The 15,994-nt window shown below is 49.7% G+C and carries 19 protein-coding genes and 1 pseudogene; all 20 read left to right on the forward strand.

Going from position 1 to position 15,994, the window contains the following annotated elements; all coding sequences use genetic code 11:
* The first annotated feature begins 92 nt into the window (after positions 1 to 92).
* Entirely contained in the window at positions 93 to 287 is a 195-nt protein-coding gene (locus tag DSM2777_RS08670) for a hypothetical protein (RefSeq protein WP_061553703.1), read from the forward strand.
* 2 nt (positions 288 to 289) lie between these two features.
* Positions 290 to 802, forward strand: a complete 513-nt coding sequence (locus tag DSM2777_RS08675; protein WP_061553704.1) for a terminase small subunit — start codon at positions 290 to 292, stop codon at positions 800 to 802.
* A gap of 33 nt (positions 803 to 835) precedes the next feature.
* A complete protein-coding gene (locus tag DSM2777_RS08680) occupies positions 836 to 2,296 on the forward strand; it encodes a terminase large subunit (RefSeq protein ID WP_061555361.1) in 1,461 nt (486 codons plus the stop codon).
* Positions 2,297 to 2,308: 12 nt separating this feature from the next.
* Positions 2,309 to 3,773: pseudogene (locus DSM2777_RS08685) on the forward strand (DUF1073 domain-containing protein).
* The gene (locus tag DSM2777_RS08690; RefSeq protein WP_061553705.1) at positions 3,706 to 4,713 is read left to right on the forward strand and encodes a phage minor head protein; all 1,008 of its coding nucleotides are present in this window, start codon (positions 3,706 to 3,708) and stop codon (positions 4,711 to 4,713) included. Before DSM2777_RS08685 ends, DSM2777_RS08690 begins: the two are co-directional and overlap by 68 nt.
* A 46-nt stretch (positions 4,714 to 4,759) precedes the next feature.
* Positions 4,760 to 4,954 carry a hypothetical protein gene (locus DSM2777_RS08695; protein WP_061553706.1) on the forward strand — a complete coding sequence of 65 codons (195 nt, stop codon included), beginning with the start codon at positions 4,760 to 4,762 and terminating at the stop codon, positions 4,952 to 4,954.
* A 70-nt stretch (positions 4,955 to 5,024) separates the two neighbouring features.
* Entirely contained in the window at positions 5,025 to 6,398 is a 1,374-nt protein-coding gene (locus DSM2777_RS08700) for a hypothetical protein (protein ID WP_061553707.1), read from the forward strand.
* Positions 6,398 to 6,859, forward strand: coding sequence for a hypothetical protein (locus DSM2777_RS08705; protein ID WP_061553708.1), 462 nt, complete (start codon positions 6,398 to 6,400; stop codon positions 6,857 to 6,859). Before DSM2777_RS08700 ends, DSM2777_RS08705 begins: the two co-directional genes overlap by 1 nt.
* Positions 6,856 to 7,905, forward strand: a complete 1,050-nt coding sequence (locus DSM2777_RS08710; RefSeq protein ID WP_061553709.1) for a major capsid protein — start codon at positions 6,856 to 6,858, stop codon at positions 7,903 to 7,905. Before DSM2777_RS08705 ends, DSM2777_RS08710 begins: the two co-directional genes overlap by 4 nt.
* A gap of 32 nt (positions 7,906 to 7,937) precedes the next feature.
* Positions 7,938 to 8,207 carry a hypothetical protein gene (locus DSM2777_RS08715; RefSeq protein ID WP_061553710.1) on the forward strand — a complete coding sequence of 90 codons (270 nt, stop codon included), beginning with the start codon at positions 7,938 to 7,940 and terminating at the stop codon, positions 8,205 to 8,207.
* Between the two features lie 2 nt (positions 8,208 to 8,209).
* On the forward strand, positions 8,210 to 8,590 hold the full coding sequence (locus tag DSM2777_RS08720) for a DUF7370 family protein (protein WP_061553711.1): 381 nt from the start codon (positions 8,210 to 8,212) through the stop codon (positions 8,588 to 8,590).
* Positions 8,590 to 8,760, forward strand: a complete 171-nt coding sequence (locus DSM2777_RS24660; protein ID WP_061553712.1) for a hypothetical protein — start codon at positions 8,590 to 8,592, stop codon at positions 8,758 to 8,760. The genes DSM2777_RS08720 and DSM2777_RS24660 overlap by 1 nt, the downstream gene beginning before the upstream one ends.
* A 159-nt stretch (positions 8,761 to 8,919) precedes the next feature.
* Complete coding sequence (locus DSM2777_RS08730) at positions 8,920 to 9,264, forward strand: hypothetical protein (RefSeq protein ID WP_061553713.1); 345 nt, start codon at positions 8,920 to 8,922, stop codon at positions 9,262 to 9,264.
* 1 nt (position 9,265) lies between these two features.
* A complete protein-coding gene (locus DSM2777_RS08735; RefSeq protein WP_061553714.1) occupies positions 9,266 to 9,637 on the forward strand; it encodes a hypothetical protein in 372 nt (123 codons plus the stop codon).
* Positions 9,634 to 10,014 carry a phage tail termination protein gene (locus tag DSM2777_RS08740; RefSeq protein ID WP_061553715.1) on the forward strand — a complete coding sequence of 127 codons (381 nt, stop codon included), beginning with the start codon at positions 9,634 to 9,636 and terminating at the stop codon, positions 10,012 to 10,014. Before DSM2777_RS08735 ends, DSM2777_RS08740 begins: the two co-directional genes overlap by 4 nt.
* A gap of 68 nt (positions 10,015 to 10,082) precedes the next feature.
* Positions 10,083 to 10,835, forward strand: a complete 753-nt coding sequence (locus tag DSM2777_RS08745) for an Ig-like domain-containing protein (RefSeq protein ID WP_061553716.1) — start codon at positions 10,083 to 10,085, stop codon at positions 10,833 to 10,835.
* A 55-nt stretch (positions 10,836 to 10,890) separates the two neighbouring features.
* Positions 10,891 to 11,598, forward strand: a complete 708-nt coding sequence (locus DSM2777_RS08750) for a DUF6246 family protein (RefSeq protein WP_061553717.1) — start codon at positions 10,891 to 10,893, stop codon at positions 11,596 to 11,598.
* 90 nt (positions 11,599 to 11,688) lie between these two features.
* Positions 11,689 to 15,024, forward strand: a complete 3,336-nt coding sequence (locus DSM2777_RS08755; protein WP_470381983.1) for a tape measure protein — start codon at positions 11,689 to 11,691, stop codon at positions 15,022 to 15,024.
* A gap of 1 nt (position 15,025) precedes the next feature.
* Positions 15,026 to 15,523, forward strand: a complete 498-nt coding sequence (locus DSM2777_RS08760; protein ID WP_061553719.1) for a hypothetical protein — start codon at positions 15,026 to 15,028, stop codon at positions 15,521 to 15,523.
* Positions 15,523 to 15,993 (forward strand): DUF1833 family protein, encoded by a 471-nt coding sequence (locus DSM2777_RS08765; protein ID WP_008813133.1) that lies wholly within the window; start codon positions 15,523 to 15,525, stop codon positions 15,991 to 15,993. Before DSM2777_RS08760 ends, DSM2777_RS08765 begins: the two co-directional genes overlap by 1 nt.
* Position 15,994: the final 1 nt, after the last annotated feature.

Consider the following 15,994-nt stretch of genomic DNA (forward strand, 5'->3'; position numbering starts at 1 on the left):
CAGTGTGTTTTCACTGAGAGCACACGATATTGCAGCATAAGTTCACATGGCGCCCGAGGGCGGATGCTCACAAATTAGAGGAATGTTCGCCAATGGCTGATAAATACAACGTCAAAGCAACAAAGAAAGACGGAACCACATACGAAGGCATCATGACAACAAAAGAACCAAGACTGGTTAACGGTCTGTTTGCTATTGCAGGACATGACGGCTCATGGACATACATTCAGCCTGATGAGTTGAGTGAGATCACATTCAAGCCGGTAGTGGAAGAAACTCAGGAGTAATTATGGCGCTCAACGACAAACAAGAAATGTTTTGTCGCGAGTACCTCGTTGATTTGAACGCAACACAAGCGGCCATTCGTGCGGGGTACAGTGAGAAAACTGCCCGAGCAACTGGTTGTGAAAACCTAACAAAACCAAACATTGCCGAACGTATTATTCAGCTTAAGCAGGAGCGTAACGAGCAGGTTGGCATTGATGCTGCTTACGTTCTAAAACGCCTTGCTGAAATTGATCAGATGGACGTAGCTGACATTCTGCTTGAAAACGGTGAGCTAAAGCCGATTAAAGATTGGCCCAAGGTATGGAGAACCACTCTTTCAGGGATTGACGTGGTTGAGTCATCCGGCGATGTGCCTTCTCTGCTTAAGAAAATCAAATGGCCTGATAAAGTGAAGAACCTCGAATTGTTAGGCAAGCATATCAGCGTTCAGGCCTTCTCCGATAAGTTAGAAACTAAACACTCCATTGATGACGAGATGGCTGAGCTTCTGCGGGAGATATCATCAGAGGCGTGATCAATGTCAGCAATCAACCAGCGTTTTGCAGAGATGAAAAAGAACCTTAAAAACAGGTTCTGGCGATTAAATAATCTTTATTACATCACCGATAAGAGTGGTAAGAAAGTTAAGTTCAGGATGACTACTGAGCAGCTTGAGTACTTTGATGGGGTGCACACGCGCAACATCATACTCAAGGCCCGTCAGTTAGGATTTACCACTCTAGTTTGTATTGTTCAGCTTGATGCGGCGCTATTTGAGTCCGCAAAGTGTGCACTGATAGCTCACACGCTGAATGATGCTAAGCGCCTATTTCGCGAGAAAGTGAAATACGCATATGACAACCTCCCAGCGATCATCAGGAAAGCTAACCCAGCAAAGAATGACTCTGTTGGGGAGTTGGTGTTCAACAATGGTGGTTCGCTCTACGTATCCACATCATTTCGTGGCGGCACACTGCGCTACCTACACGTTTCCGAGTTCGGGAAGATATGCGCTAAGTATCCAGACAAAGCCCGTGAGATTGTCACTGGTGCTTTCGAAGCGGTATCCACTGATTGCTTCACGACAATCGAGAGCACTGCCGAGGGGCGCGCAGGCTACTTCTTTGACTACTGTCAAACGGCAGAGAAAGCGGCGATACAGAAGAAAGCATTATCTAACCTCGACTGGAAATTCTTCTTCTTCTCATGGTGGAAGAATCCACTCTATGCCATCGACCCAGTAGAGCAGCTACCAGAACGGCTCTGCGAATACTTTGCTGAGCTACAGGGTAAGTACGGAATAGCGCTGAATGAGCGCCAGAAAGCGTGGTATCTCGCGAAAGAGAAAACGCTCGGCGACGACATGAAGCGTGAATATCCTTCGATACCCTCTGAGGCATTCCAACAGTCAGTTGAAGGCGCGTATTACGCCAAACAATTCCGATGGCTGTACGAGAATGGCCGAATCGGCAAGCTACCAGACAACTCACACCTACCGGTTCACACGTTCTGGGATATCGGCGTGGGCGACTCCACGGCTATCTGGTTCGTGCGTGAAGTTGGTGAAGAGTTCCATGTCATCGACTACTACGAGAACTCTGGCGAAGGTCTGAGGCACTACATGAAGGTGCTGAAGGATAAAGGCTACGAGTACGGCGAACACTGGGGCCCACATGACATCGATAACCGTGAGTTTGGCTCTGATGCGAAGTCTCGCCGCGAGCTGGCCAGAGAGGGTTATGAGATTGACGGGCAGATGTACACGATGACATTCAAAGTCGTGCCAAAGGTTGGTGTTGATACCGGCATTGAGTCAGTCCGTGAAATCCTACCGCGCTGCGTCTTCGATGAAGATAAGTGCTCAGAAGGCATATCTCATCTGGAAGGTTACCGCAAAGAGTGGGATGGCAAGCGCGGCTGCTGGAAAGATAAACCACTTCATGACTTCACATCACACGGTTCCGACGGATTCCGTTATTTCGCAGTGGCGAAGAACAACCGCAAGCAGATCGGAACAGTATTCTTTTAAGGAGCATCGCCAGTGAGCGAACAAAATAACGGCCTTCAGATGGCTGTGAACAACCTCGCCACTGAAATGCGGCGAGCTAATTACCTTAACTCCATTGGAATTGGTGGTGGTAACACAAAGCGCCCGACGCTTTACCATGAATTTGGGTATCCGCGCACGATAACCTTCAACGACTTCTACAACATGTATCGCCGCAATGCCGCTGGCTTCGCTGTGGTGCATCGTCTGCTTGATGGTTGCTGGCAAGATTATCCAATCATCGTTGATGGTGACGAAGCTCAGGAGGCTGAAAAAAACAAACGCCTGGGAAAAGAACGTTACCAAATTTATGAAGAAGTGGTGGCCAAAGGTGAAGGACGCCGATCGCCGTAACATGGTTGGGCGTTATTCTGCGTTGCTTCTGCAGGTGAAAGATAATCGAGACTGGGATCAGGAAGTTGACACGGCCTTGGTTAAAAGCCTGGGTGAGGCTGCTCTGGTTAAGCTTATTCCAGTATGGGAGCCGCAGCTAACCGTCGCTGAGTGGGATAATGACAGGCAGTCTGAAACATTCGGACTGCCTAAGATGTTCAACTTCAACGAGCAGCCGGTTGGTGATGAGGCTTTCGTTGGGCCGATGCGAGGGGAGCCGGTACACCCGAGCCGCGTAATTCTGTTCTGTGAAGGCTCCGAGGATGACAATGTCCTGTCTGGCATCCCTCTGCTTGAAGCTGGCTACAACAAAGGCCTCGATCTTGAGAAAGTATCCGGTGGTGGGGCAGAAGGCTTCCTTAAGAACGCTAGTCGTCAGATTGCCGTTGAGTTCAGCAAAGAAACCGACATGAACACGCTGGCAGACCAGGCTAAGAAAGCTGGATATGCCGACCTCGGCGAAGCAATGGGCGACAAGGTTAACAAGCTTAACCGAGGCACCGACGCTGCGGCAGTCATGCAGGCTGGACAAATGCACGTTCTGAGCGTGACACCGGGCGATCCTGGTCCAACATGGGAGGTCACGGCCAATGAACTTGCAGCTTCAGTGCAAATCCCTTTCACAATTCTGTTCGGTCAGCAGACCGGGCGATTGGCTAGCGACGAGGATAAAACAGACTGGGCAATTCGTCGTAATACTCGCCGCAATGGCTTCCTGACTGACCGCATCACTGCACTGCTTGAACGCTTATGGACGCTGGGAGTTATTGAACCACCGACAAAAGGCGAGGTAACCATCTCATGGAGCGACCTGCTAGCACCCGGCGAGAAAGAGAAAATCGAGAATGCTTCTAAGCTTGCCGACATCGTGCAGAAAACATCTGGCTTCTATGGTGGTGAACCACCATTCACGGCCAATGAGTTGCGTGAGATTGTTGGGCTTGACCCACTACCTGAGCCGCAAGAACCACAGAAACCGGATGAGAAGGTGATAACCGATGACCCACTGGCCGATGACACCCGATCAGAAGGAAAAGGTGGGCCTGCCGATAGTTCCGCGCAGTAAGGTTGACCCTACGCGCTCGGCGAAGCAGGTGAATGCAATGTTTCGTGATATCGAGGAAAGGTATCTCGGCATCAAGCGCTCGCTGAAAGCTCTGTTCGACCAGCGCCTGACAGGGAGAGAGCGAGAGGTAAATAGCCACAACTGGCACTTTCTTTGCCACGATAACGGCGAGGATATGCGGCTCTATCAAGTCAACGCTGGCAAGTTCATCTACGACATGTCGGCGCAAGAGCTGGCTGACTTGCTAGAGGCGGTGCAGGGCATTCTCGACGATTACCTGCTGGATGGCGGAGAACAAAACCTATGGGCGATGGATTTCGTCGCCGTAGAAGCACAGCGCGGCACGCTAGAGGCGTTCAACAACCTCTCACAGCAGTCGCAGGTGTACGCCAGCCAGACGACGTTACAGCAGCTTTTAAACAGCCCTGGTTATCTAAACCAGATTGCAGCGGCAAGGCTGACAACATTCAGTGACTGGAAGGTCATCAGCGATACCGCTCGCGGCGATTTGACCAACATCATCACCGATGCAGTGGCTAGGGGCGTTAACCCGCGAGAGACGGCCAGCGTCATCAGTAAGCGCCTCGATGTCAGTATGTTGAAGGCCAAGACCATCGCTCAGACTGAGCAGGTCGGCGCACTTCGGCAGGCACAATGGAACGAAACGGACTGGGCCGCTGAACGGCTAGGTCTTAATACTGGGCTCCTGTGGCTGTCAGCGCTCAAACCAGCCACGCGATTCTGGCACGCCAGCCGTCATGGAAAAGTCTACACCACTGAAGAGGTGCGAGACTTCTATGCTGAGAACGGCAACCGGTATAACTGCTACTGCAGCCAGATTCCGGTGCTGCTCAACGACGACGGTAGTGTATTTAACGAAGGGTTGGTCGATAAGTTGGCGAAAGAGCGCAAGCAGTGGACGAAAGCAGAAGCAGCTTAATGTATAATCATTGCAATCTAATGGCGAGATTAAAGGACAGGTTGTTATGCTAAAAGACAGCGAAATAGATTTCGATAAAACCTCTCTGGAGGTGGCAGATATGATTGCTGATGCGCTCGCTAATTTTGCAGATGAGATACGGCAAGACCCGAAGAAAATTTATGATAGTGAGTGGTCATGGGCTGATGTTAATGCCAGCAAGAAATTAACCATTGATTATCTGGATATAAAATTTAAGTAGAAATATCAAGTAAAACAGGTCGCTCAGGCGGCCTTTTTTATTGCCTGAAATCCACCAATGAGGACGCAACGTGAAGCTATCCAGCATCCACGTTAAATCCCTCGCCATCAACGCCTCCAACATCTCAACGACAACCATCAACGGTCAGGAACACTACGTCATTCGTGGTGCGGTCCCGATCGTCGATGACATCGTGATGAATGGTGGCCTGTACTCGGCGGAGGAGATTAACAACAGTTACCAGACGATGGAGCGCAAGTTAATGCCGATCGGCCACCCGATGGTGAACGGCAAATACGTCAGCGCTAATGACCCGCAGGCGGTCAATGATTACTACGCCGGTGCATGGGCTCAGAACGTCAGTAAGTCAGGGGATAAGACGGTTAATGACGTTTATGTCAATAAGGCAGTAGCCGAGACAAAACCAGATGGTAAGCGCCTGATCGCCAGGCTCGACGAGATGATTGCAGGGACAAATTCAGAACCGATTCATCTCTCTACAGGGCTACTTCTTAACAAAGAGCAAAAGGCTGGGGAGTCGAAAGGCAAGAAATACTCCTGGGTAGCTCACAACATGCAGTTCGACCATATCGCCATCCTGCTTGATGAGCCTGGCGCTGGCACACCGGAAGATGGCGTGGGTATGTTCGTTAACGCTGACGGACAGGAGGGTGAGGTTGAAACCGCCAGCATTGTCGAAGCTGCCAACAGCATGAAAGACGGATGGTGGAACAAAGTTAAGTTCTTCATGAGTAACGCTTCAGAGATGTCTTTCGACGATATCTACCAGGCGTTACGTATGTCAATCAAGCAGGACGACAAGAAGTGGCGCTATGTCGTCAGTGTCTGGCCTGACCATTTTGTTTACGAAGAGGATGGAGATAACACCAAACCTAAGCTCTTCGATCAGAAGTATCTCATCTCTGACAAGGTCGTAACGCTTGTCGGCGATCCCCTAGAAGTCGTGCGCAAGCCAACCGAGTACGAAGAAGTAAAAACCACAAATAAGGAACTAAACCCGATGAAAGAAAAGATGATCGCCGCGCTCAATGCCGCAGGCGTTAAAACCGAGGGGCTGACCGACGATCAGGTCTGGGACGCCTATAACAAGCAAGCGCTTAAGAAAGAAGGTGGTGACCCTGGTCAGCCTCAGATTAACTCTGAAGCGATTACCGCAGCTGTCAATCTGGCTCTGAAACCACTGACCGATGAAATCAGCACCCTGAAAACTCAATTGCAGGCCAACGCCGAGAAAGACCTAAAAACGAAGCGTGAAGCGGTAAAGACGAAATTCCCATTCATGACCGAATCTGCGATCAACTCGCTTTCAGGCGATGCGCTGAATGACATGTATTCACAGTGCCAGACCAGCACAGGTCTTAACCCTGCTTTCCAGGGCAACAGTGCACAAAGCGACATTCTCACTATGGAGGCACCTGAATAATGGCACTCGCTCCTCGTTTCCATACCGTAATCGCGGGCCCAGCCCGTAAGAATGACCCTCAGGTCATTGAAGCAATCATGGCTGCTGATGTTATGCCTGGCTCTCTTGTGATGCTAGATAGCACTGGGAAGTTGGCAGTTCACTCTACTGCCGGTGGAGCAGGCGTTGCTCTGGCACTTCAGCATAACTATATCGGTGGTGGCGATATTCGTGATGCCGTTCCTTCCGGTGACACTGGCGCAGCAATCACGTGTGAAGACGATGTTGATTATCACATGAGAGTTAAGGCCGGCGAGGTACTGCTGGAGAACGAAGGCTTAGTATCTTCTGGTGACGGCACACTCAAGAAATCAACTGCTCCAGACACTGATGTTGTCCTCTTTTACTCACGCGAAAAAATCACCGTTGGCGCTGAAGTTCAGCTTGTGAAAGTTCGCAAATCAGGGAAAGCAACCGCATGATCGTATTCAATAAGAAGTTGGTCACCGAATATAACCAGGTGAAACAGGCGTGGAATCAGCTGCTGATGCAGCGCGAGTCTTTCAACGTTAACCAGAACAACATTTCTGCACAGTACGGTGGTGCATTGGAGGTTAACCAATCGGCGCTGATCTCCAAAGATTACTGGCGCGAAGTGGACAATATCACTACCCGCGTATTCCGTAACGACGAAGGTAATGGTTTGCTAGATGACCTGTTGGGTCTTGGTACGCCGATCTCCATCGGTAAGACCGCCGCCCTGTATCGAGTATCAAGTGATGCTGGTAAGGTTCACCGTACCCTCACCGGTCACGTTCCGGAAGAGTTGGATAAAGTCATCTACGATGAAGCTGGCGACCCAATCCCAATCTTCAACACTGGCTATAGCCGCGAATGGCGTGAGTGGAACGGCATGCAGTCAGAGAACCTAGACGCTATGGCTGATGATCAGGAGGCGCATGTTGCCGCCATCCGTGAGGACATGGCTGATTATATGTTGTCGGGTGACGCTAAGGTGAAGGTGAAAGGTTACGTCGGCGCGGGTATTACCAACCATGCTAATACCAATCAAGTAGATTTAAGCGCATCTGGACTGAACATCGACCTGACCACCTCAACACCTGACCAGACCGTCGCATTCTTCACTGGTCCGTTTGCTAAGCTGCTTGACGACAATTACGTACAGGAAAAGGTTAAGTTGTGGGCCTCTCCTGACATCATGCGTAACCTGAACAAGCCATATTCCGACGCTGCTGGATTTAAAGAAGGTACAGTGCTGGAGTATATCCTGCGTTACGGCCGTATTGAGTCTGTTAACCAGACCTTCAAGCTGACTGGCAACCACTTCATTGCCTATGTGCGCAACTCTCAGTACATCAAAACACGCATTGCGGCCCCAGTGGGCACCTTCATGATCCCGCGCCAAAATCCGTTCGACAACTACAACACTCTGGTTTGGAGTGCTGTCGGTCTGCAGATTAAGCGCGATTTTAATGGCCGCTCGAAAGTATTCAACGCACAGGGCTAAGGGGCTTCGGCCCCTTTTCTACGGGAGAGATCATGAAAAAGTTAAAAGTCGAGAAAGCTGGCTGCTGGGGAGTGATTGATGGTGTTTTTCAGCAACTTCCGGTTGGTCACGAGTTCGTCGCAGTAGATGTACCGGCAGCGTTCGCTGGTCGAGTATCTATCGTGGCAGAAGTTGGTGCGCAGGAGCTTGAAGTAGCGACGCCAGGCGATAATCCTGCAGAGCAACCAGAGCAACCAGAGCAACCAGAGCAACCAGAGCAACCAGAGCAACCAGCCACTACCAAATCGAAAAAGGGTAAATAACTATGGTTAACCCAATTACAGCGGCAGACGTGCAACAGTTTCTCGGTGAGTTGGGTTATTCCATACCTAAAGCTCTACTGGAGCCGATTCTCTGCGTCGTGAACAAGATTATTCCGTGCCTCAATGGTGCGGGATATGACGATTGCTCCGCAAAACTCATCCTGATGTATGCGGCTGCATTAATGGCTACATCTTCTGGTGCTCGCCGTATTAAATCGCAGGGTGCTCCGTCTGGTGCGTCCCGTTCCTTTGAGTATGGTGATGACAGTATCACCTGGCTGCGAGACTCGCTGGCGAAACTCGATACCAACGGATGTACTAGTGAGCTACCGATTAGTGCGGGTAACAGTGTTGGCCTCTTTCTCGTTGTCGGAGGTTGCTGATGGTGTGGATTGAGGTAACAGAGCGCAGTCCGAAACCTTTCGCCCGCGTATGGGTTCTCACCGATACCGGACGTGAAACCACCGGCTATGTGAACAGATCAGGTGAATGGGTGATTAACTGCAAGCGCATTCGTGATAGCGGTGCAAAGGTCGAGAGGTGGCGAGAATGACAAGAACTGGCGGCCTCTTAAAATATGACTCTCAATACGTTATGGGTGAGTCACTAAACGGCTACTTAATGCCAGCAAGACACACTAAACACCACGATGAAGGCTCCCGCATGAGTGGTGCGGTTAATGTGTCAATGGCTTTATCAATTGGAGTTTGTGATGAGCAGCGTTGCAAATTGGAGCTATACCGCACAAGCCACAATCTGGCGTAGCATCGGAACTGATGAGTGGAATAAGCCATCATTCGCCGCACCTTTCACTATTGCATGCGACTATGGGGGCGACTCTAAACGCGGTAATGCCGATGTTGGCCGCGAGTTCGTGGTGAAAGATACCGTTTGGACTGAGTACGCAGAAGCTAAAGAGGGTGACTACCTGCTGATCGGAGTTTCTACCGAGGCCAACCCTATCGACGCCGGTGCCGATGAGATTAAGCACATCATTCGCTATGCGGACACATTTGATCGCGTTGCTGATGATTATGCATTGATAACCGGAGTCTGATATGGGCGTTAAGGTGAAGGGTATCGCTAAGGCAAAAGCCAATATGAGTAGGCTTATTGGTGATATTCAGGGGAAAAAGGCTGTTCGGGCGGTGTACTCTGGCCTTTATGTGGGCATGGAACTAACCGCGCTTTATACGCCGATCGGTAATACGTCAAACCTGATAAACAGCAGATACTCATTCGTTGATGTAAAGGGAACTAAGCTAATCGGCGAGGCTGGGTATACCGCTGGCTACGCACAGTATGTACACGACCCCAACGTTAAGCAAAATTTCAGGCGCTCCACGGCCAAGAAGGAATTCCTAAAGCTGTCATTTGAAGAATCTCGGTCAAGGATTGATGCTGTGATGAAAAAGGAAATGAGCCTATGAGCACACCAGTTTTCATTAAGTTTCGCGAATGGTTGGAGGATGCTGGGCTAACTGACGGATACAAAGTGCAGATGGTGCAGTGGGTAGAGCAGAAGAGTGACACTGGGAACATGAAGTACATGGTATTTCAGCCAAATGGTGGCACCCCACGCGTTAAAGACCTGAGTGCTGATGATAATGTTCAGGTTGTTCTCGTTAGCGCTAAGAATGACGCTCAGACTGTAGTTCAGCGTGCACAGGACATTCTAGATCATGTGACAGACAGCCCCGAGGACTCTTGCCTCAATTCAGTCTTCAATCTCGGCGGGATGCCAACGCCAATACCTACGGAAGAGGGAAGAACTGTCATCAGACTTTTGTTCCGCTGCACAGCATAACAACATTCAAAACTAACAGGCTGCCTTATGGCGGCCTTTTTTATTTCCAACAAAAGAGGTAAGTAACCATGGCAGATTGCCAGAATGATTACGGGAAGTTAATTGGCCGCGTCGCTATTCTGCGTCTTGCCGAAGGCTGCCCAGATACAGTCCCAGAACAATCAGAGTTCGTGCGCATGGGCGCTCTGACCACCAAGTCAATCGACTATTCAATGAACACTGTTACTTCTGAGGCTGACGATACCAAGGGTCTGGTTGAGAACCTTGTCACTAACATGGATCTGACGATCAGCTTTGATGGTGAGTGGCGTAAGCGCGATAAGCCAACCGACTTTGGCCCAATCAAACTTTCCAAAGAGCTATTGGCAGAAACCAAATCTGGCCGTCAGCCTACTTACTGGGTTCAGTTTGATTTCACCGGTGAAGATGCTGTAGTTCTCCAAGGCTATATGGCTGCGACTTCATGGTCTGGCGAGTTCGGAGCATCTGACATCGCAACTTACTCCGGCGAGTTCAAGGTGGCTGACGCTGATACTGTCGAATATCTGGAAGAGGAAGTTCCTGTTACGGGTGTAACTGTCACTCCGACCAGTGGAAGTGTTGCCGTTGGCGCAACGACCACATTTACGGTTGATGTAGCTCCTGCTGGCGCAACCAATAAAGCATACACGGTAACGTCATCAGCTCCATCAAAGGCGACGGCAACACTTTCTGGAACTACGGTAACGGTAACAGGCGTGGCCGCAGGTACGGCAAACATTACTGTCACCACAACCGACGGCGCAAAGTCTGCGGTATACGCGGCAACAGTAACTGCTTAGTAAGCACTACAGAGGGTATCGATGATGCCCTCGATACTGCTCACAAGGAATTCACATGACACCGATCACCGACATTGGCGAAATGCTTATTTCAGACCGTGAGAGGGACTATTTCTTTCGGCCTTCCCTAGTTGCCATGGCAAGAATCGGATCCCCGTCTGAAATCGTCGCTGCGCACGCAACCATGAATGGATTTGAGGTTTTTAGGCTAATTTCACAAGCCTCTGATGCATGGGGAAAGGTCCCTGAATGGCTGTTAAAAACAATAAAGACTCCCGTATATGGCCGCCCCGTCTTGGCTACAGCAATGAGCATAATGCAGGCGTGCTGTGACGATGATTTAACCTTGCTGATTGGAGAGTGGAGGCCCGGTAAAAAAGGTGTCGTCTACCGCAAAGGCAAAATGGGGATTGGGGAGATAATCATCATTGCGCGTGAGCTAATCGAGCATGGTGTTATCGGTAAGGCCAAGCTCAGAAAGCTACAAAAGCATGAAAGCAAAGATGAGTATTCAGCAGAGTTTCGAGTGGTCGATTATATAAACGCGGCGCGGGCTCATTTCAACATGCCTAGAGGCGAAGCTGAACAGCTAACCATGACAGAGTTCCAGCTTATGCTTAAAGCTAAGTATCCAGAAGAGAAAGGGTTCACGAAGGAAGAGTATGACGCGGTGATCGACGCGGATGATAAACGAACGGCTGAATTGCTCTCTGGTCGCAGAAGGCTGGTCAAGTCTAAGAAGTTACCGGCTAAGGCCGCTTAATGTCACAACCTGCTCCGGCAGGTTTTTTTATGTCTGGAGATCGTAATGGCAAGCGAGCAGGAAGTCGGGAATATCGTCTACACCGTCCAAATGGATGTTGCAAAGCTCATTAGCGAGCAACAGAAAGTTAACGATCGCCTGGATAAGATGAACAGCCAGTTTGAGAAGACTGGCAAGACGGTAGACAACACAAGTAAATCATTCGCGTCGCTTACAAAGATAGCTGGCGCATTAACTGCCGCACTTTCAGTTTCAGCAGTGGCTCAATATGCAGATGCATGGACGTCCTTAAATAACAAACTAGCTAACTCAGTTAGAGCAGGGGAAAGCCTTGTAGGGGTCACTGAGCGAGTATTCAACATAACTCAAGCTACGAGGTCTAGTCTTGATGCGACGGCATCACTATATGCAAGATTAGAAAGGGCGACCCGAGAATATGGAACCAGTGCGGGCGATCTTGCTAAGTTAACCACAATCATAAATCAGGGATTTGTTGTTTCAGGCGCAACAGCACAAGAGGCTGAAAACGCAATTATTCAGTTATCTCAGGGCTTAGCTTCCGGCGCGTTACGCGGAGAAGAGTTCAACTCTGTTAACGAGCAAGGCAACAGGCTGATAGTTGCTTTGGCGGATTCTTTAGGCGTTACAACTGGTGAAATGCGTAGCCTAGCTGCTCAGGGAAAATTAACCACTGATGTTGTTGTTAATGGTTTACTGTCTCAGGGCAATAAAATTGGTAGCGAATTTGCGCAAACAACAACGACTATCTCTCAGGCTCTTCAGGTCGCAGGAAACAATATCACCAAGTTTTTTGGGGAGTCATCTTCAGTCAAAACTGGTGTTTCTATATTCAATGATGTCGTAATTACGTTAAGCCAGAATATAGATGTTTTGTCAGGCGCGTTAACTATCGCGGCAGGCGTTATGGGCTCTCGCTACGTTGGCGCTCTTTACTTAGCCACTAAGGCAAAAGTTACTGACGCCGCCGCTACCGTTAATCAGCAGGTTCAAGAATACAAAGCCGCAAAAGCTGTCATGGCTTCCGCTCAATCTGAAATAGCTAACGCTCAGGCTATAAAAGCATCGGAACAAGCTAAAGCAAGGGCATTGGCAACACAATCTGCAGTTAATCGCCAGCTCGGCCTGAATGTAAGTTACCAGCAAGAATATGCAGCGATCCAATCAAAGATTATTGCTGCTGACAATGCAGAGGCTGCGGCTAAAACTAGGTTGGCCGCGGCAACAACGCAAGCATCAGTAGCCACTAGAACTTATGCAAGTGCAGTCTCTCTTGCGAAAGGTGCTCTTGGATTAGTTGGTGGACCGGCAGGCGCTGCCATGCTAGCTGGGGCGGCTATTTTCTATTATTACCAGCAGGCACAACAAGCCAAGCAAGAGAGCATTGCGTTCGCCGATTCTCTCGACGCGGTCATTTCCAAAATGAAGGAGATGAACAGCACTCAGCTAGGTGCCGAGATAGCAAAGGCAGAAATATCGATTATCAACCAGAAGGATGCCATCGTTGATTTGCAAGCTGAAATGGACAACCTTCAACAGAAGAAGGCTTTCATTGAACAAGCTGCAAATATCCGAGGTGCAGAGTCGGTTGCAGAGGATTACGCAAGTATTCAGCGCGACATCGATATACAAGCAGGTAAGGTAGATGCCGCCGAAACAAAACTAAGTCAGACCATCAGTAAAACAGGCATTCTTCGTGCTCAATTAAATGGGACACTTCAAAGCGGCATTGAGCTTCTGAAGCGAGACGGCGAAGAGGCCGGTATTGCTGCGGGAATGATGAATCATTTGGGTAATTCTTTAGATTTCGCTAGTCGAGCTAAAGACAAATTCAATTCCTCAAGTATTCAAATCCCCGTAAGCAAAGAGGCTGATAAATTTAATTCTCAGCTAGAACAGCAAAATGAGTTGCTATCGATTACGGACAAAAGACTCAGAGCAGTAACCAAGGCAAGAATGGAGGCAGAGAGCCGAGGTGGCAACGTTAATCAGGTTAACACCGCAGGCGAGCTTGCAGGAAAACAATACGATCTTGAGAAAGCAGAGTCTGAGAGAGGGCAGACAACGAAGAATACTGCTAAAGCAGAATCTCAAGCAGAGCAGGCCGAGAAGAAAAGAGTCAAAACACTTCAAGACCTCTCCAATGAGATAGAAGTTGCAGCATTGAAGTCGAAGGGATTGAACAGGGAGGCTGCGCAATTAGCAGCAGTTCAGGAACTTGGCGCCGGAGCTACTCAGGCTCAAATCCAAGCGGCTAAACAGCAAGCAGGGCAAATATTCGATATACAGCAGCAGGCAGCAGATAAGAAAGCCGCTATAGATGCTGACTCGGCAGCAAAAGCCAAACAACAGCGTGACTTGGATAATGCTCAACTTGATCGGCAGCTTAAAGCCGGTGACGTCACGTTTGAGCAATCTCAACAACGCCGCGCTCAAATTGCTGCGGATTACTCCAAGGCGATTGCCAATGCCAGCTCTCAAGCGGTAGTCACACCTCAGCAGCAACTCGCCGGACAGGTTGATCCGGTGCAGCAACTTGCAAATGAGAATGCGCAAAAGCTTGCTCTTATTAAAGAGTATACAGCTCAGCGTGTAATCACCGAGGAGCAGGGGCTAGCGCTGATGAATGCTGCTAACACTGAGTATGAAGCTCAAAGAACGGCAGCACAGTGGCAGTTGCTGAGTCAGCAAGGGTTGGGCTATGACATGTTAACCAGCGCTGTAGATGCCTTCGCTGGTAATGCATCAAACGCAATCACCGGGCTTCTCACAGGAACAATGTCAGTCTCTGACGCTATGCGTTCGCTTGGTAGCACGATACTGAATAGCGTTATCAACTCGCTGGTTCAGGTTGGTGTTGAAGCGCTCAAAAACTTCATTGTCGGTCAGACGATGGGTACGGCGGCCACTGCTGCATCAGTAGGGCAAGCTGCGGTTGTCGCTTCTGCTTGGGCTCCTGCGGCTGCAATGACATCGCTTGCAACCTTAGGCGCAAACTCCGTCCCAGCTGCTGCTGCGATAACAAGCACAGTCGGGTTATCCAGCGGGCTGGCATTGGCCGGTATGCGTAAAAATGGTGGGCCCGTGTCTGCCGGCTCTATGTATCGGGTCGGTGAGGGCGGTGCACCAGAGCTTCTGCAATCTGGCGGCAAGAACTACATGATCCCCGGTGACGGCGGGAAAGTGATTAGCAATGCTGACTTACAGACCGGTGGTGGTGGAAATATACAGGTATCAGTCGTCTTCAACGATTACACATCTGGAAGCCACTCATACGACGCACAAACATCGCAAGATGGAAACAATCTCACCATTCAGGCATTTGTCATGGATATGGATAACAAAGGGCCTATGCATTCTGCGATAACCCGCAATACCACAGCAACTTCACGCGCCACAGGAGGCTAAGATGGCTATTCCATATCCTGATTGGCTGCCACTTGCGCAGAAGTCTGACAAGAGTCCGGCGACGGATACCGGATTTAGAACAGATCAGCCACTTGTCGGTGCGCCAATCTTCCAGAAGTTAACCGACGACCTGAAGACGTCATTCTCTCTCAAGTGGATATTCACGTTCACACAGCACCGCGCCTTTATGCAGTGGCTGCGCAGCCCGAACTATCTCGATAACTGTAACCAGTGGTTCTCTATGCGCCTTAACAACGGCACCGGAGACACTGGCATTGAGATTCAGGAGCTGCACTTCACTGCGTGGCCAACGTGGAACCATACAGGGAATATTTTTACTTGGTCGGGAGATGTCATCTGTCGGAAGCTGAATAACGCTGATGATGAGTTTGACGACATCATTGTCGAGCTGCCACCGCCGTGGGATAGCTGGCTGGATATTATCGTCACTGGCTATCCTGATGACCGCGATCCGGAATCATTACCGAGGGTGCCATAATGCCAACGCTAAGAGAGTACCGGGCTCAGCGCCCGAACCGGATAATCTACGAGACCATTGAATTTCATCATGTATCGTTTGGCAGTTTCTATCTAGTAAATAACCAAGTTTTCCCGAAGACGCTCGGCGGCGTGGAGTATAAACCATGCAGATTTGAGCTTTCGGAAAGTCAGCAAAGCAGCACACCAATCATCGATTCAACGATTAAGTTCAGTCGTTTGGCGCAGGACTTTAAGCAACAGTTGAAGGTCTGGCGTTCGTATAGTCGAATTGAACCAATAACTGTGACTTATCGGCTGTTTGACTCTAAAGACATGACAACTGCGATCAAAGAATGGCAGCTGTACGTCAAAGACTGCTCACTTGATGCTGATAACGTCAACGTCTCTCTATCAATGACAAACCCGCTCAACACCAACGTGGCCTTGCTGTATGACCCAGCAGATTGGCCCGGTCTCGAAATCGGATAAA

Source organism: Obesumbacterium proteus (assembly GCF_001586165.1).
Taxonomy (GTDB): domain Bacteria; phylum Pseudomonadota; class Gammaproteobacteria; order Enterobacterales; family Enterobacteriaceae; genus Hafnia; species Hafnia protea.

What these genes read in the sequence shown, in the direction of transcription:
- DSM2777_RS08670 (WP_061553703.1), top strand. Translation starts at nt 93, where the DNA reads ATGGCTGATAAATACAACGTCAAAGCAACAAAGAAAGACGGAACCACA.
- DSM2777_RS08705 (WP_061553708.1), top strand. Translation starts at nt 6,398, where the DNA reads ATGGCACTCGCTCCTCGTTTCCATACCGTAATCGCGGGCCCAGCCCGT.
- DSM2777_RS08730 (WP_061553713.1), top strand. Translation starts at nt 8,920, where the DNA reads ATGAGCAGCGTTGCAAATTGGAGCTATACCGCACAAGCCACAATCTGG.
- DSM2777_RS08740 (WP_061553715.1), top strand. Translation starts at nt 9,634, where the DNA reads ATGAGCACACCAGTTTTCATTAAGTTTCGCGAATGGTTGGAGGATGCT.
- DSM2777_RS08680 (WP_061555361.1), top strand. Translation starts at nt 836, where the DNA reads ATGAAAAAGAACCTTAAAAACAGGTTCTGGCGATTAAATAATCTTTAT.
- DSM2777_RS08750 (WP_061553717.1), top strand. Translation starts at nt 10,891, where the DNA reads ATGACACCGATCACCGACATTGGCGAAATGCTTATTTCAGACCGTGAG.
- DSM2777_RS08755 (WP_470381983.1), top strand. Translation starts at nt 11,689, where the DNA reads ATGGATGTTGCAAAGCTCATTAGCGAGCAACAGAAAGTTAACGATCGC.
- DSM2777_RS08710 (WP_061553709.1), top strand. Translation starts at nt 6,856, where the DNA reads ATGATCGTATTCAATAAGAAGTTGGTCACCGAATATAACCAGGTGAAA.
- DSM2777_RS08745 (WP_061553716.1), top strand. Translation starts at nt 10,083, where the DNA reads ATGGCAGATTGCCAGAATGATTACGGGAAGTTAATTGGCCGCGTCGCT.
- DSM2777_RS08695 (WP_061553706.1), top strand. Translation starts at nt 4,760, where the DNA reads ATGCTAAAAGACAGCGAAATAGATTTCGATAAAACCTCTCTGGAGGTG.
- DSM2777_RS08720 (WP_061553711.1), top strand. Translation starts at nt 8,210, where the DNA reads ATGGTTAACCCAATTACAGCGGCAGACGTGCAACAGTTTCTCGGTGAG.
- DSM2777_RS08715 (WP_061553710.1), top strand. Translation starts at nt 7,938, where the DNA reads ATGAAAAAGTTAAAAGTCGAGAAAGCTGGCTGCTGGGGAGTGATTGAT.
- DSM2777_RS08690 (WP_061553705.1), top strand. Translation starts at nt 3,706, where the DNA reads ATGACCCACTGGCCGATGACACCCGATCAGAAGGAAAAGGTGGGCCTG.
- DSM2777_RS24660 (WP_061553712.1), top strand. Translation starts at nt 8,590, where the DNA reads ATGGTGTGGATTGAGGTAACAGAGCGCAGTCCGAAACCTTTCGCCCGC.
- DSM2777_RS08765 (WP_008813133.1), top strand. Translation starts at nt 15,523, where the DNA reads ATGCCAACGCTAAGAGAGTACCGGGCTCAGCGCCCGAACCGGATAATC.
- DSM2777_RS08760 (WP_061553719.1), top strand. Translation starts at nt 15,026, where the DNA reads ATGGCTATTCCATATCCTGATTGGCTGCCACTTGCGCAGAAGTCTGAC.
- DSM2777_RS08675 (WP_061553704.1), top strand. Translation starts at nt 290, where the DNA reads ATGGCGCTCAACGACAAACAAGAAATGTTTTGTCGCGAGTACCTCGTT.
- DSM2777_RS08735 (WP_061553714.1), top strand. Translation starts at nt 9,266, where the DNA reads ATGGGCGTTAAGGTGAAGGGTATCGCTAAGGCAAAAGCCAATATGAGT.